General features: G+C 70.4%; 19 protein-coding genes and 1 tRNA gene. 14 read left to right on the top strand and 6 right to left on the bottom strand.

The window, feature by feature from the left end; translation table 11 throughout:
* Positions 1 to 56: 56 nt before the first annotated feature.
* From moaC to ABZ707_RS09475, 5 genes are all read left to right on the top strand, one after another.
* Positions 57 to 605 carry a cyclic pyranopterin monophosphate synthase MoaC gene (moaC, locus tag ABZ707_RS09495; RefSeq protein WP_360170451.1) on the top strand — a complete coding sequence of 183 codons (549 nt, stop codon included), beginning with the start codon at positions 57 to 59 and terminating at the stop codon, positions 603 to 605.
* Positions 602 to 1126, top strand: a complete 525-nt coding sequence (locus ABZ707_RS09490; protein ID WP_360170448.1) for a MogA/MoaB family molybdenum cofactor biosynthesis protein — start codon at positions 602 to 604, stop codon at positions 1124 to 1126. Before moaC ends, ABZ707_RS09490 begins: the two co-directional genes overlap by 4 nt.
* Positions 1123 to 1743 carry a GNAT family protein gene (locus tag ABZ707_RS09485; protein ID WP_360170445.1) on the top strand — a complete coding sequence of 207 codons (621 nt, stop codon included), beginning with the start codon at positions 1123 to 1125 and terminating at the stop codon, positions 1741 to 1743. Before ABZ707_RS09490 ends, ABZ707_RS09485 begins: the two co-directional genes overlap by 4 nt.
* A gap of 142 nt (positions 1744 to 1885) precedes the next feature.
* Positions 1886 to 3049, top strand: coding sequence for a gephyrin-like molybdotransferase receptor GlpR (glpR, locus tag ABZ707_RS09480; protein WP_360170442.1), 1164 nt, complete (start codon positions 1886 to 1888; stop codon positions 3047 to 3049).
* Between the two features lie 89 nt (positions 3050 to 3138).
* A tRNA-Ala gene (locus ABZ707_RS09475) sits at positions 3139 to 3212 on the top strand.
* Positions 3213 to 3448: 236 nt separating this feature from the next.
* Here the strand turns inward: ABZ707_RS09475 and ABZ707_RS09470 are convergent.
* Positions 3449 to 3619, bottom strand: a complete 171-nt coding sequence (locus ABZ707_RS09470) for a hypothetical protein (RefSeq protein ID WP_360170439.1) — start codon at positions 3617 to 3619, stop codon at positions 3449 to 3451.
* Between the two features lie 502 nt (positions 3620 to 4121).
* Here ABZ707_RS09470 and ABZ707_RS09465 point away from each other — a divergent pair.
* Complete coding sequence (locus ABZ707_RS09465) at positions 4122 to 4766, top strand: hypothetical protein (protein WP_360170436.1); 645 nt, start codon at positions 4122 to 4124, stop codon at positions 4764 to 4766.
* Between the two features lie 46 nt (positions 4767 to 4812).
* On the opposite strand, the gene ABZ707_RS09460 is transcribed toward ABZ707_RS09465, so the two are convergent.
* On the bottom strand, positions 4813 to 5772 hold the full coding sequence (locus ABZ707_RS09460; RefSeq protein WP_360170433.1) for a hypothetical protein: 960 nt from the start codon (positions 5770 to 5772) through the stop codon (positions 4813 to 4815).
* On the opposite strand from ABZ707_RS09460, the gene ABZ707_RS09455 reads away from it, so the two are divergent.
* Positions 5771 to 5899: a hypothetical protein gene (locus tag ABZ707_RS09455; protein ID WP_360170430.1), complete on the top strand. Its 129-nt coding sequence runs from the start codon at positions 5771 to 5773 to the stop codon at positions 5897 to 5899. The genes ABZ707_RS09460 and ABZ707_RS09455 overlap by 2 nt on opposite strands.
* A gap of 227 nt (positions 5900 to 6126) precedes the next feature.
* On the opposite strand, the gene ABZ707_RS09450 is transcribed toward ABZ707_RS09455, so the two are convergent.
* Positions 6127 to 7914, bottom strand: a complete 1788-nt coding sequence (locus tag ABZ707_RS09450; protein ID WP_360170427.1) for an SMI1/KNR4 family protein — start codon at positions 7912 to 7914, stop codon at positions 6127 to 6129.
* 440 nt (positions 7915 to 8354) lie between these two features.
* Here ABZ707_RS09450 and ABZ707_RS09445 point away from each other — a divergent pair, with 440 nt between their 5' ends.
* On the top strand, positions 8355 to 8540 hold the full coding sequence (locus ABZ707_RS09445) for a DUF3103 family protein (protein WP_360170424.1): 186 nt from the start codon (positions 8355 to 8357) through the stop codon (positions 8538 to 8540).
* A gap of 133 nt (positions 8541 to 8673) precedes the next feature.
* On the opposite strand, the gene ABZ707_RS09440 is transcribed toward ABZ707_RS09445, so the two are convergent.
* A complete protein-coding gene (locus ABZ707_RS09440) occupies positions 8674 to 9957 on the bottom strand; it encodes a cytochrome P450 (protein ID WP_360170421.1) in 1284 nt (427 codons plus the stop codon).
* 277 nt (positions 9958 to 10234) lie between these two features.
* On the opposite strand from ABZ707_RS09440, the gene ABZ707_RS09435 reads away from it, so the two are divergent.
* Entirely contained in the window at positions 10235 to 10741 is a 507-nt protein-coding gene (locus tag ABZ707_RS09435) for a DUF5949 family protein (protein WP_360170418.1), read from the top strand.
* Positions 10742 to 11177: 436 nt separating this feature from the next.
* A complete protein-coding gene (locus ABZ707_RS09430; protein ID WP_360170415.1) occupies positions 11178 to 11813 on the top strand; it encodes a vitamin K epoxide reductase family protein in 636 nt (211 codons plus the stop codon).
* Positions 11814 to 11926: 113 nt separating this feature from the next.
* Here ABZ707_RS09430 and ABZ707_RS09425 read toward each other — a convergent pair whose 3' ends face one another.
* Both ABZ707_RS09425 and ABZ707_RS09420 read right to left on the bottom strand, forming a co-directional pair.
* Positions 11927 to 12205 (bottom strand): hypothetical protein, encoded by a 279-nt coding sequence (locus ABZ707_RS09425; RefSeq protein WP_360170412.1) that lies wholly within the window; start codon positions 12203 to 12205, stop codon positions 11927 to 11929.
* 315 nt (positions 12206 to 12520) lie between these two features.
* On the bottom strand, positions 12521 to 12760 hold the full coding sequence (locus ABZ707_RS09420; protein ID WP_360171306.1) for a chaplin: 240 nt from the start codon (positions 12758 to 12760) through the stop codon (positions 12521 to 12523).
* Positions 12761 to 13033: 273 nt separating this feature from the next.
* Between ABZ707_RS09420 and ABZ707_RS09415 the strand changes: the two genes are divergently transcribed.
* From ABZ707_RS09415 to ABZ707_RS09400, 4 genes are read left to right on the top strand one after another with little or no spacing between them, the layout of a single operon-like run.
* Positions 13034 to 14230: a glycosyltransferase gene (locus ABZ707_RS09415; RefSeq protein WP_360170409.1), complete on the top strand. Its 1197-nt coding sequence runs from the start codon at positions 13034 to 13036 to the stop codon at positions 14228 to 14230.
* A complete protein-coding gene (locus ABZ707_RS09410; RefSeq protein ID WP_360170406.1) occupies positions 14227 to 15744 on the top strand; it encodes a sugar transferase in 1518 nt (505 codons plus the stop codon). The genes ABZ707_RS09415 and ABZ707_RS09410 overlap by 4 nt, the downstream gene beginning before the upstream one ends.
* Complete coding sequence (locus ABZ707_RS09405) at positions 15744 to 17147, top strand: O-antigen ligase family protein (RefSeq protein WP_360170403.1); 1404 nt, start codon at positions 15744 to 15746, stop codon at positions 17145 to 17147. The genes ABZ707_RS09410 and ABZ707_RS09405 overlap by 1 nt, the downstream gene beginning before the upstream one ends.
* Positions 17148 to 17197: 50 nt before the next feature.
* Positions 17198 to 18790: a lipid II flippase MurJ gene (locus tag ABZ707_RS09400; RefSeq protein ID WP_360171303.1), complete on the top strand. Its 1593-nt coding sequence runs from the start codon at positions 17198 to 17200 to the stop codon at positions 18788 to 18790.
* Position 18791 lies beyond the last annotated feature (1 nt).

Genomic DNA, 18791 nt, shown 5'->3' with positions numbered 1-18791 from the left:
GTACCGTGTCTGCGCACACAGGCCCTGCCGGGCCCATATCGGGAGCGCCACAGCCAATGACTGTGTTTTCCCGGGGGGAGACCCCCGGACATCATCACCAGGGCAACCTGACACATATCGACGAGTCGGGCGCGGCCCGCATGGTCGACGTCTCGGCGAAAGAGATCACCGCGCGCACCGCCCGCGCCAGTGGCCGGGTGCTGGTGTCGCCGCGCGTCGTCGAACTGCTCAGAGGCGGCGGAATGCCCAAGGGGGACGCCCTCGCCACGGCCCGTATCGCGGGCATCATGGGCGCCAAGCGGACCCCGGACCTGATCCCGCTCTGTCACCCCCTCGCCCTCTCCGGTGTCACCCTCGACCTCTCGGTCGGGGACGACGCCGTGGAGATCGTCGCGACCGTGAAGACCACGGACCGTACGGGCGTCGAGATGGAAGCCCTGACCGCCGTCTCGGTCGCCGCACTCACCCTTGTCGACATGGTGAAGGCGGTCGACAAGGGCGCGGTCATCACGGACGTACGGGTCGAGGAGAAGACCGGCGGCAGATCCGGCCACTGGGAGCGCCCTCCGGAGGAGTCGCGCCCGGGAGACGGAGACGCGGTATGAACGCGGCCGCGAGCGGGAGTCCCGGCGAGCCCGGACCGTACCGCGCCCTGGTCGTCACCGCGTCGAACCGCGCCGCCGCCGGTGTCTACGCCGACAGTGGCGGCCCGATCCTCGCCGAGGGCCTCGGCGCGCTCGGCTTCTCGGTCGAAGGACCGAGGGTCGTCCCCGACGGCGATCCGGTCGAGCAGGCCCTGCGCGAGGGGGTCGCCGCCGCGTACGACGTCATCCTGACCACCGGCGGCACCGGCATCTCACCGACGGACCGCACCCCGGAAGCCACCCGGCGCCTGCTCGACTACGAGATCCCGGGCATCGCGGAGGCGATCCGCGCCGCCGGCACGGCGAAGGTCCCCACCGCCGCGCTCTCGCGGGGCCTGGCGGGCGTGTCGGGGCGGACCCTGATCGTGAATCTGCCGGGTTCGTCCGGCGGTGTGCGCGACGGGCTCGCCGTGCTCGGCCGGCTGCTCGTCCACGCCGTGGACCAGATCCATGGCGGCGATCACCCGCGTACCTCCGGATGAACCCCGCCTGGCCGGTGACCCTGGTGGACGGGGAGGTCACCCTCCGTCCCATAAGACTGCGCGACCAGCGCGTCTGGCGTGAGGTGAACCGGCGCAACCGCGACTGGCTGCGCCCCTGGGAGGCGACCGTTCCGCCGCCGGCCCCGGGCGGCCCGGTCGCCCAGCGCCCCACCTACCGCCAGATGGTCCGCCATCTGCGTGCCGAGGCCAACGCGGGCCGGATACTGCCCTTCGTCATCGAGTACGAGGGCCGGCTCGTCGGCCAGCTCACGGTCGCGGGGATCACCTGGGGCTCGATGTGCTCGGGACATGTCGGCTACTGGGTGGACCGGGAGGTCGCGGGCCGGGGCGTCATGCCCACCGCGGTCGCGCTGGCCGTCGACCACTGCTTCCGTGCGGTCGGGCTGCACCGTGTCGAGATCTGTATTCGCCCGGAGAACGGGCCCAGCCGCAGGGTCGTCGAGAAACTCGGATTCCGTGAGGAGGGGCTGCGGCCCCGTTATCTCCACATCGACGGGGCGTGGCGGGACCATCTGGTCTTCGCGCTGACGGCCGACGAGGTGCCCGAGGGACTGCTCCGCCGCTGGCGCCAGGCGAGGCCCGGACAGCGGAAATAAAATATGTGTTCGATATTGATCAGGATGTGGCCATCAGGTGATCTGAACACTCACAAAAAAAGTCCTTGATATCAGCCGGATCGTGCGACACACCGGCTCAATTGGCGGATGCCTTCGCGTGAACACCTCTACGGTGTGAACCGTGAGCAGCAGCGGCCTCATCTACGCAGTCATCGTCGGGGCCTGGGCCGCCTACTTGGTGCCGATGTGGCTCCGCAGGCAGGACGAGCTCAATGAGGCACGTCCGACGGAACGCTTCAGCACCGCCATCCGGCTGCTGTCCGGAAGGGCGGCCATGGAGCGCCGTTACGCCAAGGAGCTTCAGGGGAGAGCCGCCGAGGAGGCCGGGCCCGACGCCGAACCGGGCGTGCGCACGGAGTCGATGAGCTCCGTCGACGTCCGGGCCTTCGCGGCGCATCCGGCCCTGACCGAAGCCCGGATGGACATCCGCGCGGACGTCCCGGAGCCGGCCGGACCGGGAACGGCCAGACCCGCGCCGTCCCGTTCGGTGCCCCGCCCCGCAGGCGCCCGCCCCGCAGGCGCCCGCCCCGCGTCCGAACGGCGCGCGCGCCCCTCGGCCGCCGCGGCGCGAGCGGCGTCGAGCGCCGCGGCCGAACGCGCGCGGCGCGCGCAGCGCTCGCAAGTCCTCGCGCGCCGACGGCGTACGACCGTGGTCCTCTTTCTCGCCTTCACGCTCGGCGCGGTCGTCGCGGCGGTCGGCGGCCTCGGCTTCCTCTGGGCCCCGGCTGTTCCGGCCGTCCTGCTCAGCGCGTACATCGTGCATCTGCGCGGCCAGGAGAGGCGCCGCTTCGCCTTCACCATGGACCGGCGCAGGGCCGAGGCCGCCGCGCAGCGCCTCCGCGAGAACCGTCCCCGCCGCCACCAGCCGTCCACGGCGGCGGCCGGGACACCGGACGAGGAGCCGGAGACCAGCCCCGAGCCGGAGCCGGAGCCCACCGTCTCCCCGCAGGAGGCGGGCCGCCGCGCCCTTGTGGAGCAGACCGACCACGCGGAGTGGGTGGACCAGCAGCGCGACCGGGGCCCCGCGTCGGGCGACAGCTGGGACCCGGTCCCGGTGCCGCTCCCGACGTATGTCACCGCGCCGGTCGCGCCCCGTGCCACCAGCGGTGTCGACGTCAGCGACCCGGAGACCTGGAGCGCGGCCCGCTCCTCCGCCGCCGAACCGGCCGCCGAACCCCCGCCGCCCCAGCGCACGCCTCCGCCCCGCCGCGGCCGTGACCGGGGCAAGACCCCGCTCTTCGACCAGTACGACGAGGGCGACCGGCCCCGCGCGGCCAACGAGTGAGCGACGACCAGGCCAAAGCTCGCCCGTGACCAGCCGCCAACGGATTTCCGAGCACGGCGGCCGGGGTGCTAAAGTTTCACTCGTTGCAAGGGCCTGTGGCGCAGACTGGTAGCGCACCTCGTTCGCATCGAGGGGGTCAGGGGTTCAAATCCCCTCAGGTCCACCGCACGACTGTTCTTGAGTTCGCTCTGGAAGAGTTCACGAGATCCCGTCCGATCTGGTTGATCGGGCGGGATCTTGGCGTTTCCGGGGTCCGTTCGTGGAGTTGTCCGAACGGGTTCCGCGTCGGAGGCGGTTGCCTGGCGGTCGTCGGCCTGAAGTTTCGGCGTGGTCCGGATGCGTGGGGCGTTCTGGGACCGTCGACGGGCGTGCGTGAACCCCGCTTTTGGTGCTGAGGTCTCAGGTGGTCGTGCGGATTTCCGGATCGTTGGGTGGAGGCAGGTCGACCGTGTCGGGTGGCCGTGCGACAGGTCCGGCGATGGGGGCGACTTCATGAGTGGTCGCGGTCGCTCGGGCTCCGGTGGTCTGCTGCCAGGTGAAGACGATATGCAGGTTGATGCGGCAGATCATCAGCGCGAGCGGGATGGTCTGCGATGGTCGCTCGCTCGGGACGGTAGGCGTCCTACCAGGTGGGGTGGAGGGGGTGCCGGTTCTGGCGGAACTTGTCGAGCTTGCCAAGGTCACCGGGGCGGACGGTGATCATGGGCTTCTGGCAGATCCGCGGCAGCTCGCTTCTGGGCAGGGGTGTCAGGAGCTACTGACAGCTGACGCAGTGAAAGATGGTCAGACCGCCTTCCTGTGACTGGGCGAAATAGTTGTCACCTGGGCGCGATACCTGTCACTGGGTGTGGCTGAGGGCTTCTTCTGGCGAGCCAGCGCTTGAGTGGGCGAGGCTGAGCCCTTCAGTTGGTGGGCAGCTGTGACTGGTCGAGATGGACAGCACCATTGGAGCTTGCCGAGCAGGCCCGATACTGCACGCGCTCAGGGAAGTTGACGCCGTTTGGTTGTCAGTGGGTCTGCCTATGGTGTCGACAGCAGTTAGATCACTGACGGACAGCAAGGGGAGGAGCGCGTGAGCGACGGGATTCAATGGCTGGTCGACCTGGAAAAATGGATGTCCAGCGTGCTGTTCGCACGGGGGATTTCTGCCCAGGAGCTCGCGTTGCGCATGGGGGCGGACCCGGACGGAGCAAGTGAGCCGATTACCAACGCCCAGGCGTGGGGCCTGGACATGGAAATGTACCGGCCGGGCGACGACGGGGATGGTGTCGTGCGGGTCGGTGAGTGCGCAGGCTGGTCCTTTGCCGTGGAGTACGGAGACTCGACCGGCGGGGACCTGCTGGCGGAGATCTCCCGCCACGGAGTTGAGGCCGTCCGCTACGTGCCGATCCAAGAGCACCCGCCGGCCACCGTGGACTACGCCCGCGACGGCGTGGTCTTGTGCAGTTTCGGACTGGCCGAAGAGAATCGGCGCTATGGCAAGGAGCCCGATCTGCTGGTTGCCGACCTCATTGCCGGACAGGTACTCGGCCCCGACGGGGAGACGCTCCTCGCTCCCAGGAATCCCGATGGTGATTACGAGGACTTCAGGGTCACCTACCGGCGCACGTTGGGCGTCGTAGAGCGGCGCTTCGGGTTGTCGTTTCCGCCCGCCTGCCTGGAGGAAGGACTCCTGCCGGCGTACGCAGTCCGCGGGACCCCGAACATGAGGACCTGACCGCCCGGTGCGTTCGCGTTGGCTGTCATCGACTAGTTCCAACCAATCAGGTGTCGCCTGCCACGACAGCCTGCCGGCTGAAGCTCTCAGCACCGTCAACCCGCCAAGTGAAGTGCTCAGTCATACTGGGCCTGGGCCCCTGGTCGATCTGGTGCGCAAGGTCCTCTGAGTATGCCTGTAGAAGGTCGTGGTGGCCGTGTTCGTCGCGGGTGAGGTGCTCCAGGTGGGATGTTGGTGTCGCTGTTTTTTCTGACGTGTACTTCTTCATCTGAGGAGCGAGAGTCTTTCGCCCATGTGTCACGAATGTCCAGATCGCCACTGAGTCGAGGATGCGCTCGGCTTCAGGCGTGAACAATTCGTGCTTGGCGGGTGAGAACCTGCGCTTCTGGCTGAGGATCTTGCTCGTCATGGTGGTCAAGATCAGCTTCGGGATCAGCCAGTCTTGGAGTGTCTCCCGGCGGCGCCGGTAGTCGATAAGTCCTATTTCGTGGAGCCGGTCGGGGATATTGAGGAGAGTCTTGTCGAGCCAGCCGAGCCCCTTCCCCTTGGCGGCGCGGAGGACCAGTGCTCCGTGCTGGGCGAAGCGGTATCCCCGCGATATGTAGGTGGGCCGGCCAAGGAAGTAGGCGGCATCGCCCAGTGATCCTCCATGCATTGTTTGCGCGAGTCGGCAGACTGCGAGGTCGTTGCGGTCGGCGGGGGAGAGCGAGAGTTCACCCCGGATTTCTTCGGCCAGTCGGGGGGCAGGATCTGGGGAACATGCTGAGGCCCGCATTTTGACGGTGCCATGGGCATGGACGTGACGACGGACGGCCCCGGGCAGTCCCGGAAGGTCCAGTCCCTTGTGGTCGGCGTAGAAGTCGAGGGTCGCCTTGCAGGTGCTCTTCGGTTTCGCTGTGACCGGTGTCTGGACGTAGGCGACAGGGATATGCGGGTCGCGGGTGCCCGCAAAGGCCCGTGGATTTTGCAACCTCGACCTCGGCGACTGGTTCGACAGTCCGGCCATGGCCGAGGCCGCCGTGAGCCACCCCGGCCCCTGGACCGAGGATTCGGACGCCGCGTACTACACGGCGCTGTACCTGCGTGCTGCCGAACACTCGCTCCGGCGGCAATGTTTTGTCAGCTATGCGTGATCGGCTATTGCGGGCGAGCTGCCCACCTGCCGGGAAGCGATCTCGAGGGGCTATGGGTCCTCGCTGGTCAGGCCTACTCGTGAACAGCCCACCGCAGCTCAGAGCCCCTACCGGAACCTAAGCCATCCGGCAGGGGCTCTCAGGTGTCGTACGGCAGCCGTGTCAGAAGCATCGAAGTACATCAACCACGGCTTCTTGCGTGCCGGACTGGCCGCCGCTGCGGGGCGTCACGCGCCGAGCTGGGCCATGAACTCCGCCCTCCAGTGGGGGTTCAGCCGCTGGTGGAGGACGCTGCCCACGGCCTCTCGGGCCGGCAGGGAGAGTACGTCGATCAACACGCCCGCCGCAGCGGCGCGCTGCTGCCACGCCTGGCTCTCACTGTGGTCGAGAAGAATCCGGCGGTCTTTGTCCTGAGGGAAGCGCTGCGCTGCCGCGGCATCCGCGAAGACGGTGCGCAGCCGAACGCCGAGGGGCGAGTCGTCATCGACTCCCTGGGGTTCGCCCTGCCCCGTTCGAGACAGCGCTTCGATGACCTCGGGATAGGCGTCGAGGCCGGTCTCGGTTGCCAGGCTGGCCATTTGAGTGGCCAGCGCGGTGCGCAGGCGGGACTCCGGGGCCGCGACGATGTGCTCGGCGAGCACGGTCGGCGGACGGTATCGCCCATCTGTCCCTGGCAGCACGGGCAGCACCTGGGCACTGGCCAGCTCGCCGGTCAGCGCGCCCGGAGGCAGGTCGATTCCGAAGTAATCGGAGACGACGTGGCACACACTCTGGAGAGTTGCCCGCTGACGCAGGATCGTTCGCTCAGTCGGCCGCTCCCCGGCGCCCAGCAAGGTCCGCCCGTCCGCGAGGCGCCGTCCGGCGCCCCGGCCGTGCGCGGGCAGCCCGGGAAAGATGTCAAAAGGATCTCTCTCACCCGGCAGCTGATAGGCACGCCAGGTGTCATAGACGGTGACGAGTTCCCCGTCGTCGTAGAAGGACATCCTGGTGGGGCCGGAGAACAGCAGGCATACCGCTTGAGTGCCTCTGGACAGACGGCGCAGAAGCTCGCTTCGATTGCCCTCCTGGTGCCCTTCCTCGATTCCGAATGCCCACTGGCCGCTGCGCCCGGCCCGTACCACCGGGAGAAAACCGGTCGTCCAGCTCTCGGCGCTGTCCAGCGCCTGTTTGCGGGAGCGCGGGCGGTGGGTGTCGGCCAGAGCTCCGAAGCGGCGCAGGAGTTCCGACTCGTCCAGGCCCCGAGCGAAAGTGAGGCAGAACGTGCCGTACTCTCCAGCCCATCCCTCCTCCGAGACCACGGGGAAACGGTCATGATCCCATTCGGGGGCGGCGGGGGCGGGGACAGTCGCCGCGAGATCCCGCAGCGACCGGGGGACCGGTAGCGGCGCGGGTTCTTCCTCCCAGAGCAGAGTCTCCTGCCAGATGATGGGTACGAACTTCCGCCCCCAAGCCATCGCAAGCCCCTGTTCGAGGCCGTCCGCGAGCTCATGCAGAAAGGCTGCCAGCGAAGACCACCGTCTGAAACTCGTCCCCAATCCCTCGACGTGGCTGCCTACCGCGCCGAAAGTGACACCCTCCCGGCAGTCGAGGACCAACCCACTCGGTGGAATGTTCTCTGCGAACATCAGAAATTTCGGATGCCAGTACGTCTCGTCCGGACGATCCTTGCTGTCCTTGTTCCACGGCCGCTGGTACATCCGGCCGTGCCGCAGAATGCCGTCGACACCCAACAGCTCCGCGCCCCCAGGGGCTTTGAAGAGACCCTCCCCCGGAGAGACGCCGTCGTGATAGCCCAGAGACTCGATCAGGTCAGCGGGGAACTCCATCCCCAATTCGTCCGCCGCCGCGGAGATGGTGTCCGCCGAGGCGGGCGGTCGCAGCGACTCAAACGTACGCGGCGCGTGCTCAGCCAGCCAGGTTTCTATGCGCTGCCAGGACCGACCCACGCGTGTCACAGTCATGAGCGGATGGTCGCAGCCGCCACTGACAACCAGACACACCTGTGAACTGCTCATGAGATCCCGGTCGGACGGTCATTGTCTGACCGGGAGCATGGGGTTTGGGGGCCTGCGGCGGTGACACCTGTTGACCTCCGGCCGCGCCCCCTCCGCGCCTGGTAGGGCCCGGCCTGGGGCGTGTTTCGAAAGTCCCGCCTGGCTCGCGACGCCTGGCATGCACGCTCACCGCGTTGTCGGAGTCGTCTGAGTCGTAACGGTATGTCCAGTACGCGTCGTTGCCCTCACAGCTGTTGGCCGTGATGTGCGCTTCGCACCGGCAAGTTGCCTTATTCGAGGGGCCGTTGTGATCGTAGCCGCAGGAGCTACCGTTCGCCCGGCCAGGCCCGTGACGGGGAGCGGGCATCGCTGTGGCGTCTTCGCCCCCGTGTGCGGCGGCTCCGCCTTCGCACCCGTAATCCACCGCTCCGGCGGTGACCCGCCACCGGTGGAGTGAGAACGTGCTCCGCGCCTACCGACCCCTCGCCGACGCCCTGCCGGCGGCCATCCCCACCTCGTGGTGGACCGACGACCCGGACTACGTGGACTCCTGGTACACGCCGGCCCAGAGCGACTCCGGGCGGCGCGACGGTGCGGCAGGCAACGGCTGGATGACCGTCGAGCCGTATGTCGTGCAGGAGTTCTGACCCGCACGCGCCCGGGATCCCGGCGCGTGCCGCCCGCCGGCCGGGATCCCGTACAGCGGCGTCCCGGATGCCGGGCCCCCGCGGCCCGGCATCCGGGACCGGCCCTCGCGTAGGGGACGGGCGACCCCGGTCCTCACGGCCTGGCGTACGCGCAGGGCATCGAGCGGACGCGGTTGTCGAAGTTCGACGGGACCAGGACCGGGGCTCCAGTGGTGCGCAGATCGGGGATTCTGGTGAGCAGCTCGCGGAACAGCGCCTTCATCTCCTGCTTGGCCAGATAGGTGCCCAGGCAGTAGTGCGGGCCGCCGCCGCCGAAGCCCAGGTGCGGGTTGGGTGTGCGCGTGATGTCGAAGGCGTCCGGGTCCGTGAAGACGGTCTCGTCGCGGTTGGCCGACGCGTAGAAGAGGACGACCTTGTCGCCGCGGCGGAAATCCTGGCCGCTCATCCGGTGGTCCCTGGTGACGGTGCGGCGGAACTGGATGATCGGGGTGGAGTGGCGCACGATCTCGTCCATCGCGCCGTCCGCGAAGCGGTCGAAATCGCCGGTCAGCAGTGCGCGCTGGGCCGGATGGCGGGTCAGCAGGTCCAGGCCGTGGGCGATGGCGTTCCGGGTGGTCTCCACACCGGCGACCATCAGCAGGGAGAAGAACGCGCCGAGCTGGCGCCCGGTCAGCGCTTGGCCGTCGATGTCCGCGCTCACCAGCGCCGAGACGAGGTCGTCCGTGGGATTCCTACGGCGCTCCCGGCCGAGGTCCGCGACCATTCCCTGCATGGACGCCAGGGCGCGCAGGCCCTTTCCCGGCATCCGGAGCCGGCTGCGGGCCGCGCGTGCGACGCCGGTGTCGCCGGAGGCCCGGTTGACCTGGGCGAGGATCGCCGGCCGCTGCTGTCCGGGGATCCCCATCAGATTGCAGATGACTTCGAACGGCATGCGCGAGGCCACCGTGGAGACGAAGTCCTTGGGCCGGTCGCTGAGTACGTCGTCGACGATACGGGCCGCCACCGCGCGGATGTCCGCCTCGGTGCGCCCGAGGATGCGCGGTGTGAACGCCTGGGAGACGATCCGGCGGAGCTGGGTGTGGTGCGGGGCGTCCAGATTGACGAGCGAATCGCCGAACAGGGCGCGCGCCCAGCGGGGCGGTTCCGGGGTGGTCGCGCCCGGCGCGCTCGCGAACACCTGGGGATTACGGCTCGCCTCCACCACATCGGCGTGACTGACGAGCGCGTGGAAGCCCTTCTCCGGTCGCCAGAAGCTGCTGGGACGTTCGACGAAGTACTGCGGCCGGCCGAAACGGCGAAGCTGGGCGAACGCCCGTACGCGGTCCGTATGAGGCAGTTGCCAGAACGACGGATCTCCGAGATCAGGTCTTCCCGGCTGTTGCCCGTCCCGTACCGCCTGTTCCGCGAATGCCGTCATGTCGATTTCTCCCGGGGATGCGAATGACCAGGGCGCCCATGGGTCAGGGGGCCATTCCCATCCTCGACCGGGTGATGTCATATGTCCGGCGTTGACGCGCGGATTCGATTTCGCACTCAGCTTCGCAGATCTGCTGATGAGCCGATCTGTGGACTGCGAGCGGATCGGCACCGGGGAACGAAAGGCCGGCAATGCGCGACGAGTAGTCCTGTGGGCTAACCCATTCGGGTGATGCGGACTCACAGGCATTCCTGATGGGCGGCTACTGTGCCGGAATATGACCTCTCTCAACACCGCGGCGGGAAGCGTCCAGTACGCACCCCTGCTGGGCACGCTCTCGGTGATTCCCTGGACCAGCGATCCCTCCAGCGGCCAACGGAACGCGCCTTTTCTGCTCGCCTATTCACTTGGTGACGGCCGGGAGGGGCCGGCGGCCGGTGAACGGGCGATGCGTGCGGTCCTCGAAGGAATCGGGCTGCACCCCGGTGGCGATGTGGTCGATGTGGCGCAGCGGCCGAGCTTGCCGATCACCCTGCTGGTGGAGGCGGGGCAGGCGGTACTGACCATGCCGTATCTGAACGTGCAGTGCCCCGTCCCTCCGGAATGGGAACAGGACGCGCGGCGGGCCGGCCGGATCTATTTCCTGGTCGCGACCCGGCCCTGGTTCGAGGGTGGACCCGGTATGCCGGTCAGTGCGGAGCGGCTGCGCGCGTTCGCCGGTGACGAGACCGTTCTCTCCACCGCCGCCCACTGTCTGGTGCCGGTCAGCAGTCTGCGTGGCTGAGGCGTTCGGCGCACCGCCGGGTCATGGACCCGTGGCGGATACGGGCCGCCGGGTGAATCCGCGGTCGCGTCTGGTCTCCTGCGCTGTTGTGGCCGGGCCCTCGCTGTCCACGGGCACCGCGCGCCCGGCCGCACACCATTCCCGTACCAGAGCGCAGTAGATCGGCGTCGGTGTGACCGGAAGAGCGGATTCGGTGCGGAATTCGGGCGGCGCCGGAAAGCGCTCCCAGCGGGACGCGCGGGCGGAGTTCATGCCCGGGGAAACGCCGTTGCCGACTCGGGGGTCACTCTGGGCGGTCCACGGCGAGGGACGGTTGAAACGCCTCTTCGACCGGGTGGTTCATCCGGCTTGCGCGGTGCCCGACCCCCCCGGATCTCTCCGGTCCACGGCGCTTCCCAGTTCTCCCCGTCCAGCGAAAGAAAACGGAGCAGACATCATGGCGACGGCATTGGCCGAGAACGCGGTGGCCGGCGAGAAGACGGACGGCGTCAGCGGTGAGGGGAGCGGCGGGCGGCTGCTCGCGCTGTTGCTGGTGATCACGGGCGCGGCCGGGCTGCTGGCCTCGTGGGTGATCACCTTCGACAAGTTCAGGCTGCTGGAGGATCCCGGCTTCACCCCCGCGTGCAGCATGAATCCGGTGGTCTCCTGCGGGAACATCATGAAGAGCGACCAGGCGTCGGTCTTCGGCTTTCCGAATCCGATGCTGGGGCTGGTGGCCTACGCGGTCGTCGTCTGCGCCGGGGTGGGTCTGCTGGCCGGCGCGCGCTATCGGCGCTGGTTCTGGCTGGGGCTGAACGCCGGCATGCTCTTCGGTGTCGGATTCTGCGCCTGGCTGCAGTACCAGTCGCTGTACCACATCAATTCGCTGTGCCTGTGGTGCTGTCTGGCCTGGGTCGCCACCATTGTGATGTTCTGTTATGTCACCGTCCACAACATCGAGCGCGGCTTCCTGCCCGCGCCGGCGGTTCTTCGCGGTGCGCTGGGGGAGTTCCCCTGGGTGCCGCCGGTGCTGTGGACCGGTGGCATCGGGATTCTCATCCTGATCCGCTGGTGGGATTTCTGGATCAGCTGAGACCGGAAGGGCCGGTCGGCCCCCAGGGCCCCGGGCGCGACGGAGCGGCTGTACGGAGCCCCAACTCCACACAGCCGCTCGGGAAGCGATTCGGTGGTCCGCCCGGCCGGGAACTACTTGCCGAGCGGAATCCCACCGAGCAGCTTGCCCTTCTGGGAAGTGTTCAGCCCGTCCGTGGCGCCCTTCACCGCGTGGACGAGAGAGCCTTCCTTCCCGGCGTCCAGCGCGGTGGTGCTCAGCGGCTTGGCCTCGCGCAGCCCGTGGCCGGCCAGGGTGTCGAGGCCGCCGTTCAGGCTCGTGGGGGTCAGGGTGTCGGCCGCGAATGCCGGAGTGGCGGCACCCAGCGCCATCATGGAACCGGCGACCACAGCGGCAACCTTCATGGGCTTCATTGTCGAATCCTTCTTTTGGCGTGTCTATTGCGAGGCAACTCTCGCCGCACAGGGGCCTCTTGAGGTTTCCCTCGCGTCGCCTCTTCACCGTTAACGATTCCCGGGCGCGGCGGAAACTCCGTGAGTGGGGAATTCTGGGCGGCCCGTCCGAATGAAGGGGGGCCGGCCGTCGGCGGGTCGGGGCGGACGGAAGGCGGGGCGTCCTCTCCCCGGCTCGGCAGGGCCGCGTGCCCGTGTCCGGACAGCGTCGGAGCCGCCCCGCCCCCACGGGGCGGAGCGGCTCCGACGCGCGGCGTCGCCGACGGGCGAGGAGGGTCAGTTGTTGACGCAGGCGTTTCCGAAGGCCGGGTTGAGCAGGCCGACAGCGTCAACGGTGTTGCCGCAGAGGTTCACCGGAACATGGACGGGGATCTGGACAATGTTGCCGGAAAGAACGCCCGGGGAACCGACGGCCGCGGCCTTGGCGCCACTGTCGGCAACAGCGACGCCGGAGGCGCCGGCGACGGCGGCGACGGCCGCGGTGGACAGAACAACAGCCTTGGCGATACGCGACATGGGGAAGGGCTCCTCGGTAATGGACTGCATAAGCGCGCCGAGCGCGATTGCCCGACTCATGCATCAACGCCGTCGGCGATCATTGGTTCCGCGGCCGAATGAGTGAGACTTTTCCCGGGAGTGGTTGGAACCGATCACCCGACTGCGTCATCCACGCCCGAGTACGTGAATCCTTTTATCGTTTGAGCACGTTTCAGCGCGTCTAACGTGATTTTCACTTCGGCCTCTGTAAATGTCCCGTCTTGGTTTGATCGTCAGGGCGGGAGAGCCGGTATGCGGAATTCAGTGGTCGGTGTCACGGCGCTCCACCTCGTCCAGCCGGTCGACGGCGGAGTGGCCCGGGTCGTCACGGACCTGGTCGGGGCCCAGGTGGCGGCCGGGGTACGGGTCGCCGTCGCGTGCCCCGAGGACGGGCCGCTCGCCCGGGCGGCGGCAGGCCGCGGCGCCGAGGTCCACGTATGGAAGGCGACCCGCGCCCCCGGGCCCGGACTTCTCGGGGAAGTCCGGCAGGTCGCCCGGCTGGTCGACCGGATCCGTCCCGACCTGATCCACGCCCACAGCGCCAAGGCGGGTCTGGCCGGCCGGCTGGCCGTCCGGGGCCGGGTGCCGACCGTCTTCCAGCCGCACGCCTGGTCGTTCGAGGCGGTCGGCGGCGTCACCGCCCGGCTGGCCAGGCACTGGGAGCGGTGGGCGGTCCGCTGGACCGACCGGGTCGTCTGCGTCAGCGACGCCGAGCGGCGCACCGGCGAACGGGCCGGTATCGACGCCTCCTGGTCCGTCGTCCACAACGGCGTCGACATCGGCCGGTTCGGTGCCGGGCCCGGCCGGTCGGGCTCCGGCGACCCGCTCGCCGCCGACATCACCGCCGCCCGGGCCGGCCTGCCGCTGCTGGCGGAGCTGCCGCCCAGAGCCCCCGTCGTGGTGTGCGTCGGCCGGCTGTGCAGACAGAAGGGACAGGACATCCTGCTGCGGGCCTGGCAACCGGTCGTACGGCAGCTTCCGCAGGCCCGGCTGGTGCTGCTCGGCGACGGCCCCGACGCGGCGGCGCTGCGCGGTACGGCGCCGCCCTCCGTGCTCTTCGCCGGAGCCGTGGCGGACACCGCGCCCTGGTACCGCGCGGCCGACCTCGTGGTCCTGCCGTCCCGCTGGGAGGGCATGGCGGTGGCCCCGCTGGAGGCCATGGCGAGCGGCCGCGCGGTCGTGGTCACCGATGTCGACGGCGCGCGGGAGAGCCTGCCGCCCGGCAGCGAGACCCTCTGCCTCACCCCGCCCGAGGACCCGCCCGCGCTGGCCGCCGCCGTGAGCGCCCTGCTCCGCGACGGGCGGCTGCGCGAGGCCATTGGCCACCAGGGCCGCCAACACGTACTGAGCACCTACGACGTGCGGCAGACCGCGCGTGCCATCGCGGACGTGTACCGCGAGGTCGCCGCTGTGCCGCGCCCCGAGCGCAGGGAGCCGATCGCCCAGTGAGCACGGAAAGCACCAGCGTCCCTCCGCCGTACGGGCACGCGCGGACGGTCGGGGAGCCCGTCAGGCGGGTGTCGATCGGCCATCCCCGGGACACCTCCGACCGGGCGGCGCCGCCACCGCACCGCCCGGCGAGTGCCCCGCTGCGCTTCGGCCTGCCACTGCTCGCGGGAGACGTGCTCGCGGCCCTGCTGTCCACCACCGTCCTGAACGACGAACAGGCCGACGCCTTCCTCGTCGTCCAGCTCGTCGTCTGGGTGACCGTGCTCAACGCGCACGCGGGTCTGTACCGCCCCGGCACCGTCCTGTCCGGGCTGGACCAACTGCCCGCGCTCGGCGCGCGGATCGCGGTGGCGTGGTGCGTGACCTCGGCCGTCCTCGCCGCGCTCTTCCCCGACGACGCCCTGGGCTTCCCGGCGCTCCTCGGCGGCGTCGCCGCCCAGACCGCCGTGGCGTGCTGCTGCCGCTCGCTCGTCCACGGCCGCCGGCGCGCGGCGGCGCGCGACCGGCCCCGGTCCGCCCTGGTCGTCGGTACGGGCCACGCGGCGCGGCGGATGACCGCGCTGCTGGCCCAGCATCCGGAGTACGGCCTGCGGCCGGTCGGCATCGCCTCCCTCGCCGCGCCCGCCCAGGACGACGGCACGCACACGCCCGGCGGCCGGGACGGCGGGGGGAAGGACGGCCGCGGCCTGCCGGTGCTGACCACCGCCGAGGAGATCCACCGCGCCGTCATCCAGAACGGCGTCCAGGAAGCGGTGTTCACCGATCCGGGTGACGGCGCCGACCGGTCGGCCCTCGTGGCGCTGTTCCACGAATACGGCTGCGCCACCTGGCTCACCGGTGACGTCCCCTGGGCCGACCCGGCCGCGCCCGTCGAGATGGCGCGGCACCTCTGGGGATTCGGCTACCGCCGCCTCGATCCGGCGGACGTACGCCCGCGTGGCACCCTCGCCAAGCGCCTGCTGGACGTGCTGATGGCGGGCCCGGCCCTGCTGGCCGTCTCCCCGGTGCTGCTGAGCTGCGCCCTCGCGGTCCGGCTGTGCGACGGCCGCGGAGTGCTGTTCCGCCAGGAACGCGTCGGCCAGGACGGCCGCCCCTTCACCCTGCTGAAGTTCCGCACGCTGCGCCCGGCCGACGAACACGAGTCCGCCACCCGCTGGAGCGTCGTCAACGACCGCCGGATGAGCCCGGTCGGCACCTTCCTGCGCCGTACGTCGATGGACGAGCTGCCGCAGCTCTGGAACGTACTGCGCGGCGACATGAGCCTGGTCGGCCCCCGGCCGGAACGCCCCTTCTTCGTCGCCAACTTCAGCAAGACCCATCCCGGCTACGCCGCCAGACACCGGATGCCCGTCGGCATCACGGGCCTCGCGCAGATCCACGGACTGCGCGGTGACACCTCCATCGAGGACCGCTCGCGCTTCGACAACCACTACATCGACCACTGGTCGCTCTGGCAGGACGTCTGCATCCTGCTGCGCACCGCCGTGTCCCTCGTCCGTCCGGCGGGAAGCTGATGGCCGCCGGCACGACGGACCTGGTGCTCCCGGCCGTCCGGCGGCCCTGCGCGCCGGGACGGCCGCACGCGCCCGGACGGTGGCCGGCCGCACTGCGCCGCGCGGCGCCCCTGCTGCCCGCCGTCGCGGTCGTCGCGCTGCTGGTCCTGCCGTCGGCGCCGGCCGGCGGCGGGTCCGCCGGATCGGGCACCGCGGCGGACATCGCGTCCGCGCTGCTCGTCCTGCACTGTCTCGTCCGCGTCCTGCGCGAACGGTCCCGCCCGCTGACCCGGACCGCCGCGCTGGTCCTCGGCCTCCCCGTGCTCGGTGTGGCCGTCGCGGCGATCACCTCGCACGACACGGTGTCCGTCCTGCCCGGGACGGTGCGCTATCTGCAGATCTTCGTACTGGTGCCGGCCGCGCTGCTGCTCCTCATCCGCGACCGCTGGGACTTCCGGCTGGTCGCCGGGTCCGTGGTCGTCCTCGCGCTGGTGCAGGGCGCGGTGGGCGTCACGCAGTATCTGACCGGCACCGGCGCCTCGTACATGGGGGAGAAGGTCCGCGCGGTCGGCACCTTCGGGGCCACCGATGTGATGGGCATGGCCACCGCCGTCTCGTACGGACTGGTCATCGCCGTCGGATTCGCCCTCGGCGCCGGCCGCGGCACCCGGCGCCCGTGGCGCGCCGCCGCGCTGGTCTGCGCCGTCCTGCTGTTCGTCCCGCTCGTGCTGTCCTTCAGCCGCGGCGCCTGGATCGCGACGGCCGTGGCGCTGGTGTTCCAGCTTCTCGCCGCCGGAGCACGCCGGGCCGTCCGGATCGCGCTCGCCACCGGGGCGCTCGGCGTCGTACTCGTCTGCGGCCTCGGCGTCGGCTCGCAGATGGTCACCCAGCGGCTCGACAGCATCACCCAGGTCGCCGACGCGCCCGACCAGTCCGTCACCGACCGGTACACGATGTGGGCCGCGGCGGCCGGCATGTGGCGGCAGGAACCGGTCACCGGGGTCGGCCTGAAGGGCTTCCCCGCACACCGCGACAGCCACGCCTCGCTGGCGCTCTCCGCCGCCAGCGACACCGAGGGCGCCGGGACGGCGTTCCAGCGGCGCCCCCTGCTCTCCCCGCACAACATGTATCTCCTCGTGCTGAGCGAACAGGGTCTGCTGGGCGTCGTCGCCCTGGCGGGGAGCTGGGCCGCGCTCCTCGTCCTGGCGCTGCGCGGGCTGCCCGGCGCGCGCCGCGCACGCGCCGGCTCCGACTGCGCGCTCGCCGCCGCCGGGCTGCTCGTCTGGCAGCTCGTCAGCTTCAGTTACGGAGACATCGGCGGCCCCTCGACCGTGCTGACGGCCGTGGTGCTCGGGCCGGCCGCCTGGTGGGCGCTGCGGCCGGTCCATGACCTGCCGGCTCATGACGGGGCTGCCGCCGCGTGAGCGATACGAGACAGTCCCTGTCCCCGGTACCCGCGCCGGCCGCTCCGCCGGTGGAGCGCGGTACGGGCGGCCGCGGCGTGTTCTCCTCCGGCGGCTTCCTGGCGCGCGCGGCCTTCCTCACCGCCCTGCTGACGGCGGTCGCCGCGCTCTTCGGCCTGGTCCGCGACCAGACCATCGCGCATCTCTACGGCGCGGGCCCCGACACCGACGCCTTCCTGGTCGCCTGGACGGTGCCCGAGATGGCGTCGACGCTGCTCATCGAGGACGCCATGGCGCTGATCCTCGTACCGGCGTTCAGTCTGGCGCTGGCGCGGCGGGCCACCCGGCCGGCGCCCGATCCGGTACGGCTGCTGATCCGCGCCACGCTGCCGCGGCTGTTTCTCGCCCTGAGCGCGGGAGCCGCCCTGCTGATCGCCGCCGCGCCCTGGGTGGTGGCCGTGCTGGCGCCCGGCCTGCCGGAACCGCGGCTGGCCGTCGACTGCACCAGGCTCACCGGCACCTGCGCCCTCACCTTCGGCGTGGCCGGTTACTTCAGCGCGGCGCTGCGCGCGCACGGCAGCTTTGTGGCGCCCGCGGGGATCTACGTCGGCTACAACATCGGCATCATCACCACGATGCTCCTGCTGAGCGACCGGTGGGGGGTACGGGCCGCCGCCGCCGGGGTCGCCGTCGGCGGCGTGCTGATGGTGCTGATCCAGGCGCCGGTGCTGTGGCGCAGGCTGGGGGAGCGCCGGCCGGTGACCGGCCGGGGCCCGAAGGACCCCGGGAGCGGGCCGCTCGTCGGCCTGGGCCTGCTCGCTCCCGTCATCGTGTTCGCGCTCAGCAGGCAGTCGCAGGTCCTCATCGAGCGTTTCCTCGCCGCGCCGCTCCCGCCCGGAGCCATCTCGCACCTCAACTACGCGCAGAAGGTCGCGCAGATCCCGATGACCCTCTCCCTGATGCTGTGCACCGTCACCTTCCCGGTCGTCGCCCGCGCCATCGCGGCGGGCGAGACCGACCGGGCGCGGCGCCGGATCGAACGCGATCTCACCCTGGCCGGGATCATCGTGCTGACGGGCGCGGCCACCGTGGTCGCCTGCGCGCCGCAGCTCATCGAAGTGCTCTTCCAGCGCGGCGCGTTCGACGGGGCGGACACGGCGGCGACCGCCGCCGTGATGCGGGTCTACGCGATCGGCCTGCTCGGCCACACCCTGGTCGGGGCGCTGGTGCGCTGCTACTTCTCCGCCGCGCGCCCGCTGTGGTTCCCCGCGTTCGCCATGCTCGGCGGACTCGCGCTGAACACCGGCGCGGGCGGCGTGCTGGTGCACGTCTGGGGCGTGCGCGGCATCGCCGCCGCCAACGCGCTCGGCGTCACCGTCACGGCGGCCCTGATGCTGTACGGCACCCGCCGCCACCAGGTGCCCGTCCGCATCCGCCACATGACCCTGGGGCTGCTGAAACTCGCCACCGGCGGCGCCGCCGCCACCGGCGCCGGATGGTTCTGCGGAGCCCTTGTCCCCTCTTCCGTATCTCCCGTGATCGGCACCGCGGTGGCCTGTCTGACGGTCCCCGCGGTGTTCCTCGTCGTCGCCGGCGCTCTGCGGGCGCCCGAGATCGACACCATCCTCCGCCCCCTCTCACGAAGGCTCGCGCATGTCCGCTGAC

This window comes from Streptomyces sp. NPDC006923 (genome assembly GCF_040635655.1).
Classification (GTDB): Bacteria; Actinomycetota; Actinomycetes; order Streptomycetales; family Streptomycetaceae; genus Streptomyces.
Note: the sequence above shows the minus strand (reverse complement) of the source record. Positions and strands in the feature narration are given on the sequence as shown.

What these genes read in the sequence shown, in the direction of transcription:
- ABZ707_RS09485 (WP_360170445.1), top strand. Translation starts at nt 1,123, where the DNA reads ATGAACCCCGCCTGGCCGGTGACCCTGGTGGACGGGGAGGTCACCCTC.
- ABZ707_RS09455 (WP_360170430.1), top strand. Translation starts at nt 5,771, where the DNA reads ATGGCCGAGGCCGCCGTGAGCCACCCCGGCCCCTGGACCGAGGATTCG.
- ABZ707_RS09405 (WP_360170403.1), top strand. Translation starts at nt 15,744, where the DNA reads ATGGCCGCCGGCACGACGGACCTGGTGCTCCCGGCCGTCCGGCGGCCC.
- moaC (WP_360170451.1), top strand. Translation starts at nt 57, where the DNA reads ATGACTGTGTTTTCCCGGGGGGAGACCCCCGGACATCATCACCAGGGC.
- ABZ707_RS09415 (WP_360170409.1), top strand. Translation starts at nt 13,034, where the DNA reads ATGCGGAATTCAGTGGTCGGTGTCACGGCGCTCCACCTCGTCCAGCCG.
- ABZ707_RS09420 (WP_360171306.1), bottom strand. Translation starts at nt 12,760, where the DNA reads ATGTCGCGTATCGCCAAGGCTGTTGTTCTGTCCACCGCGGCCGTCGCC.
- ABZ707_RS09430 (WP_360170415.1), top strand. Translation starts at nt 11,178, where the DNA reads ATGGCGACGGCATTGGCCGAGAACGCGGTGGCCGGCGAGAAGACGGAC.
- ABZ707_RS09460 (WP_360170433.1), bottom strand. Translation starts at nt 5,772, where the DNA reads ATGGCCGGACTGTCGAACCAGTCGCCGAGGTCGAGGTTGCAAAATCCA.
- ABZ707_RS09490 (WP_360170448.1), top strand. Translation starts at nt 602, where the DNA reads ATGAACGCGGCCGCGAGCGGGAGTCCCGGCGAGCCCGGACCGTACCGC.
- ABZ707_RS09450 (WP_360170427.1), bottom strand. Translation starts at nt 7,914, where the DNA reads ATGAGCAGTTCACAGGTGTGTCTGGTTGTCAGTGGCGGCTGCGACCAT.
- ABZ707_RS09470 (WP_360170439.1), bottom strand. Translation starts at nt 3,619, where the DNA reads ATGATCTGCCGCATCAACCTGCATATCGTCTTCACCTGGCAGCAGACC.
- ABZ707_RS09425 (WP_360170412.1), bottom strand. Translation starts at nt 12,205, where the DNA reads ATGAAGCCCATGAAGGTTGCCGCTGTGGTCGCCGGTTCCATGATGGCG.
- ABZ707_RS09440 (WP_360170421.1), bottom strand. Translation starts at nt 9,957, where the DNA reads ATGACGGCATTCGCGGAACAGGCGGTACGGGACGGGCAACAGCCGGGA.
- ABZ707_RS09435 (WP_360170418.1), top strand. Translation starts at nt 10,235, where the DNA reads ATGACCTCTCTCAACACCGCGGCGGGAAGCGTCCAGTACGCACCCCTG.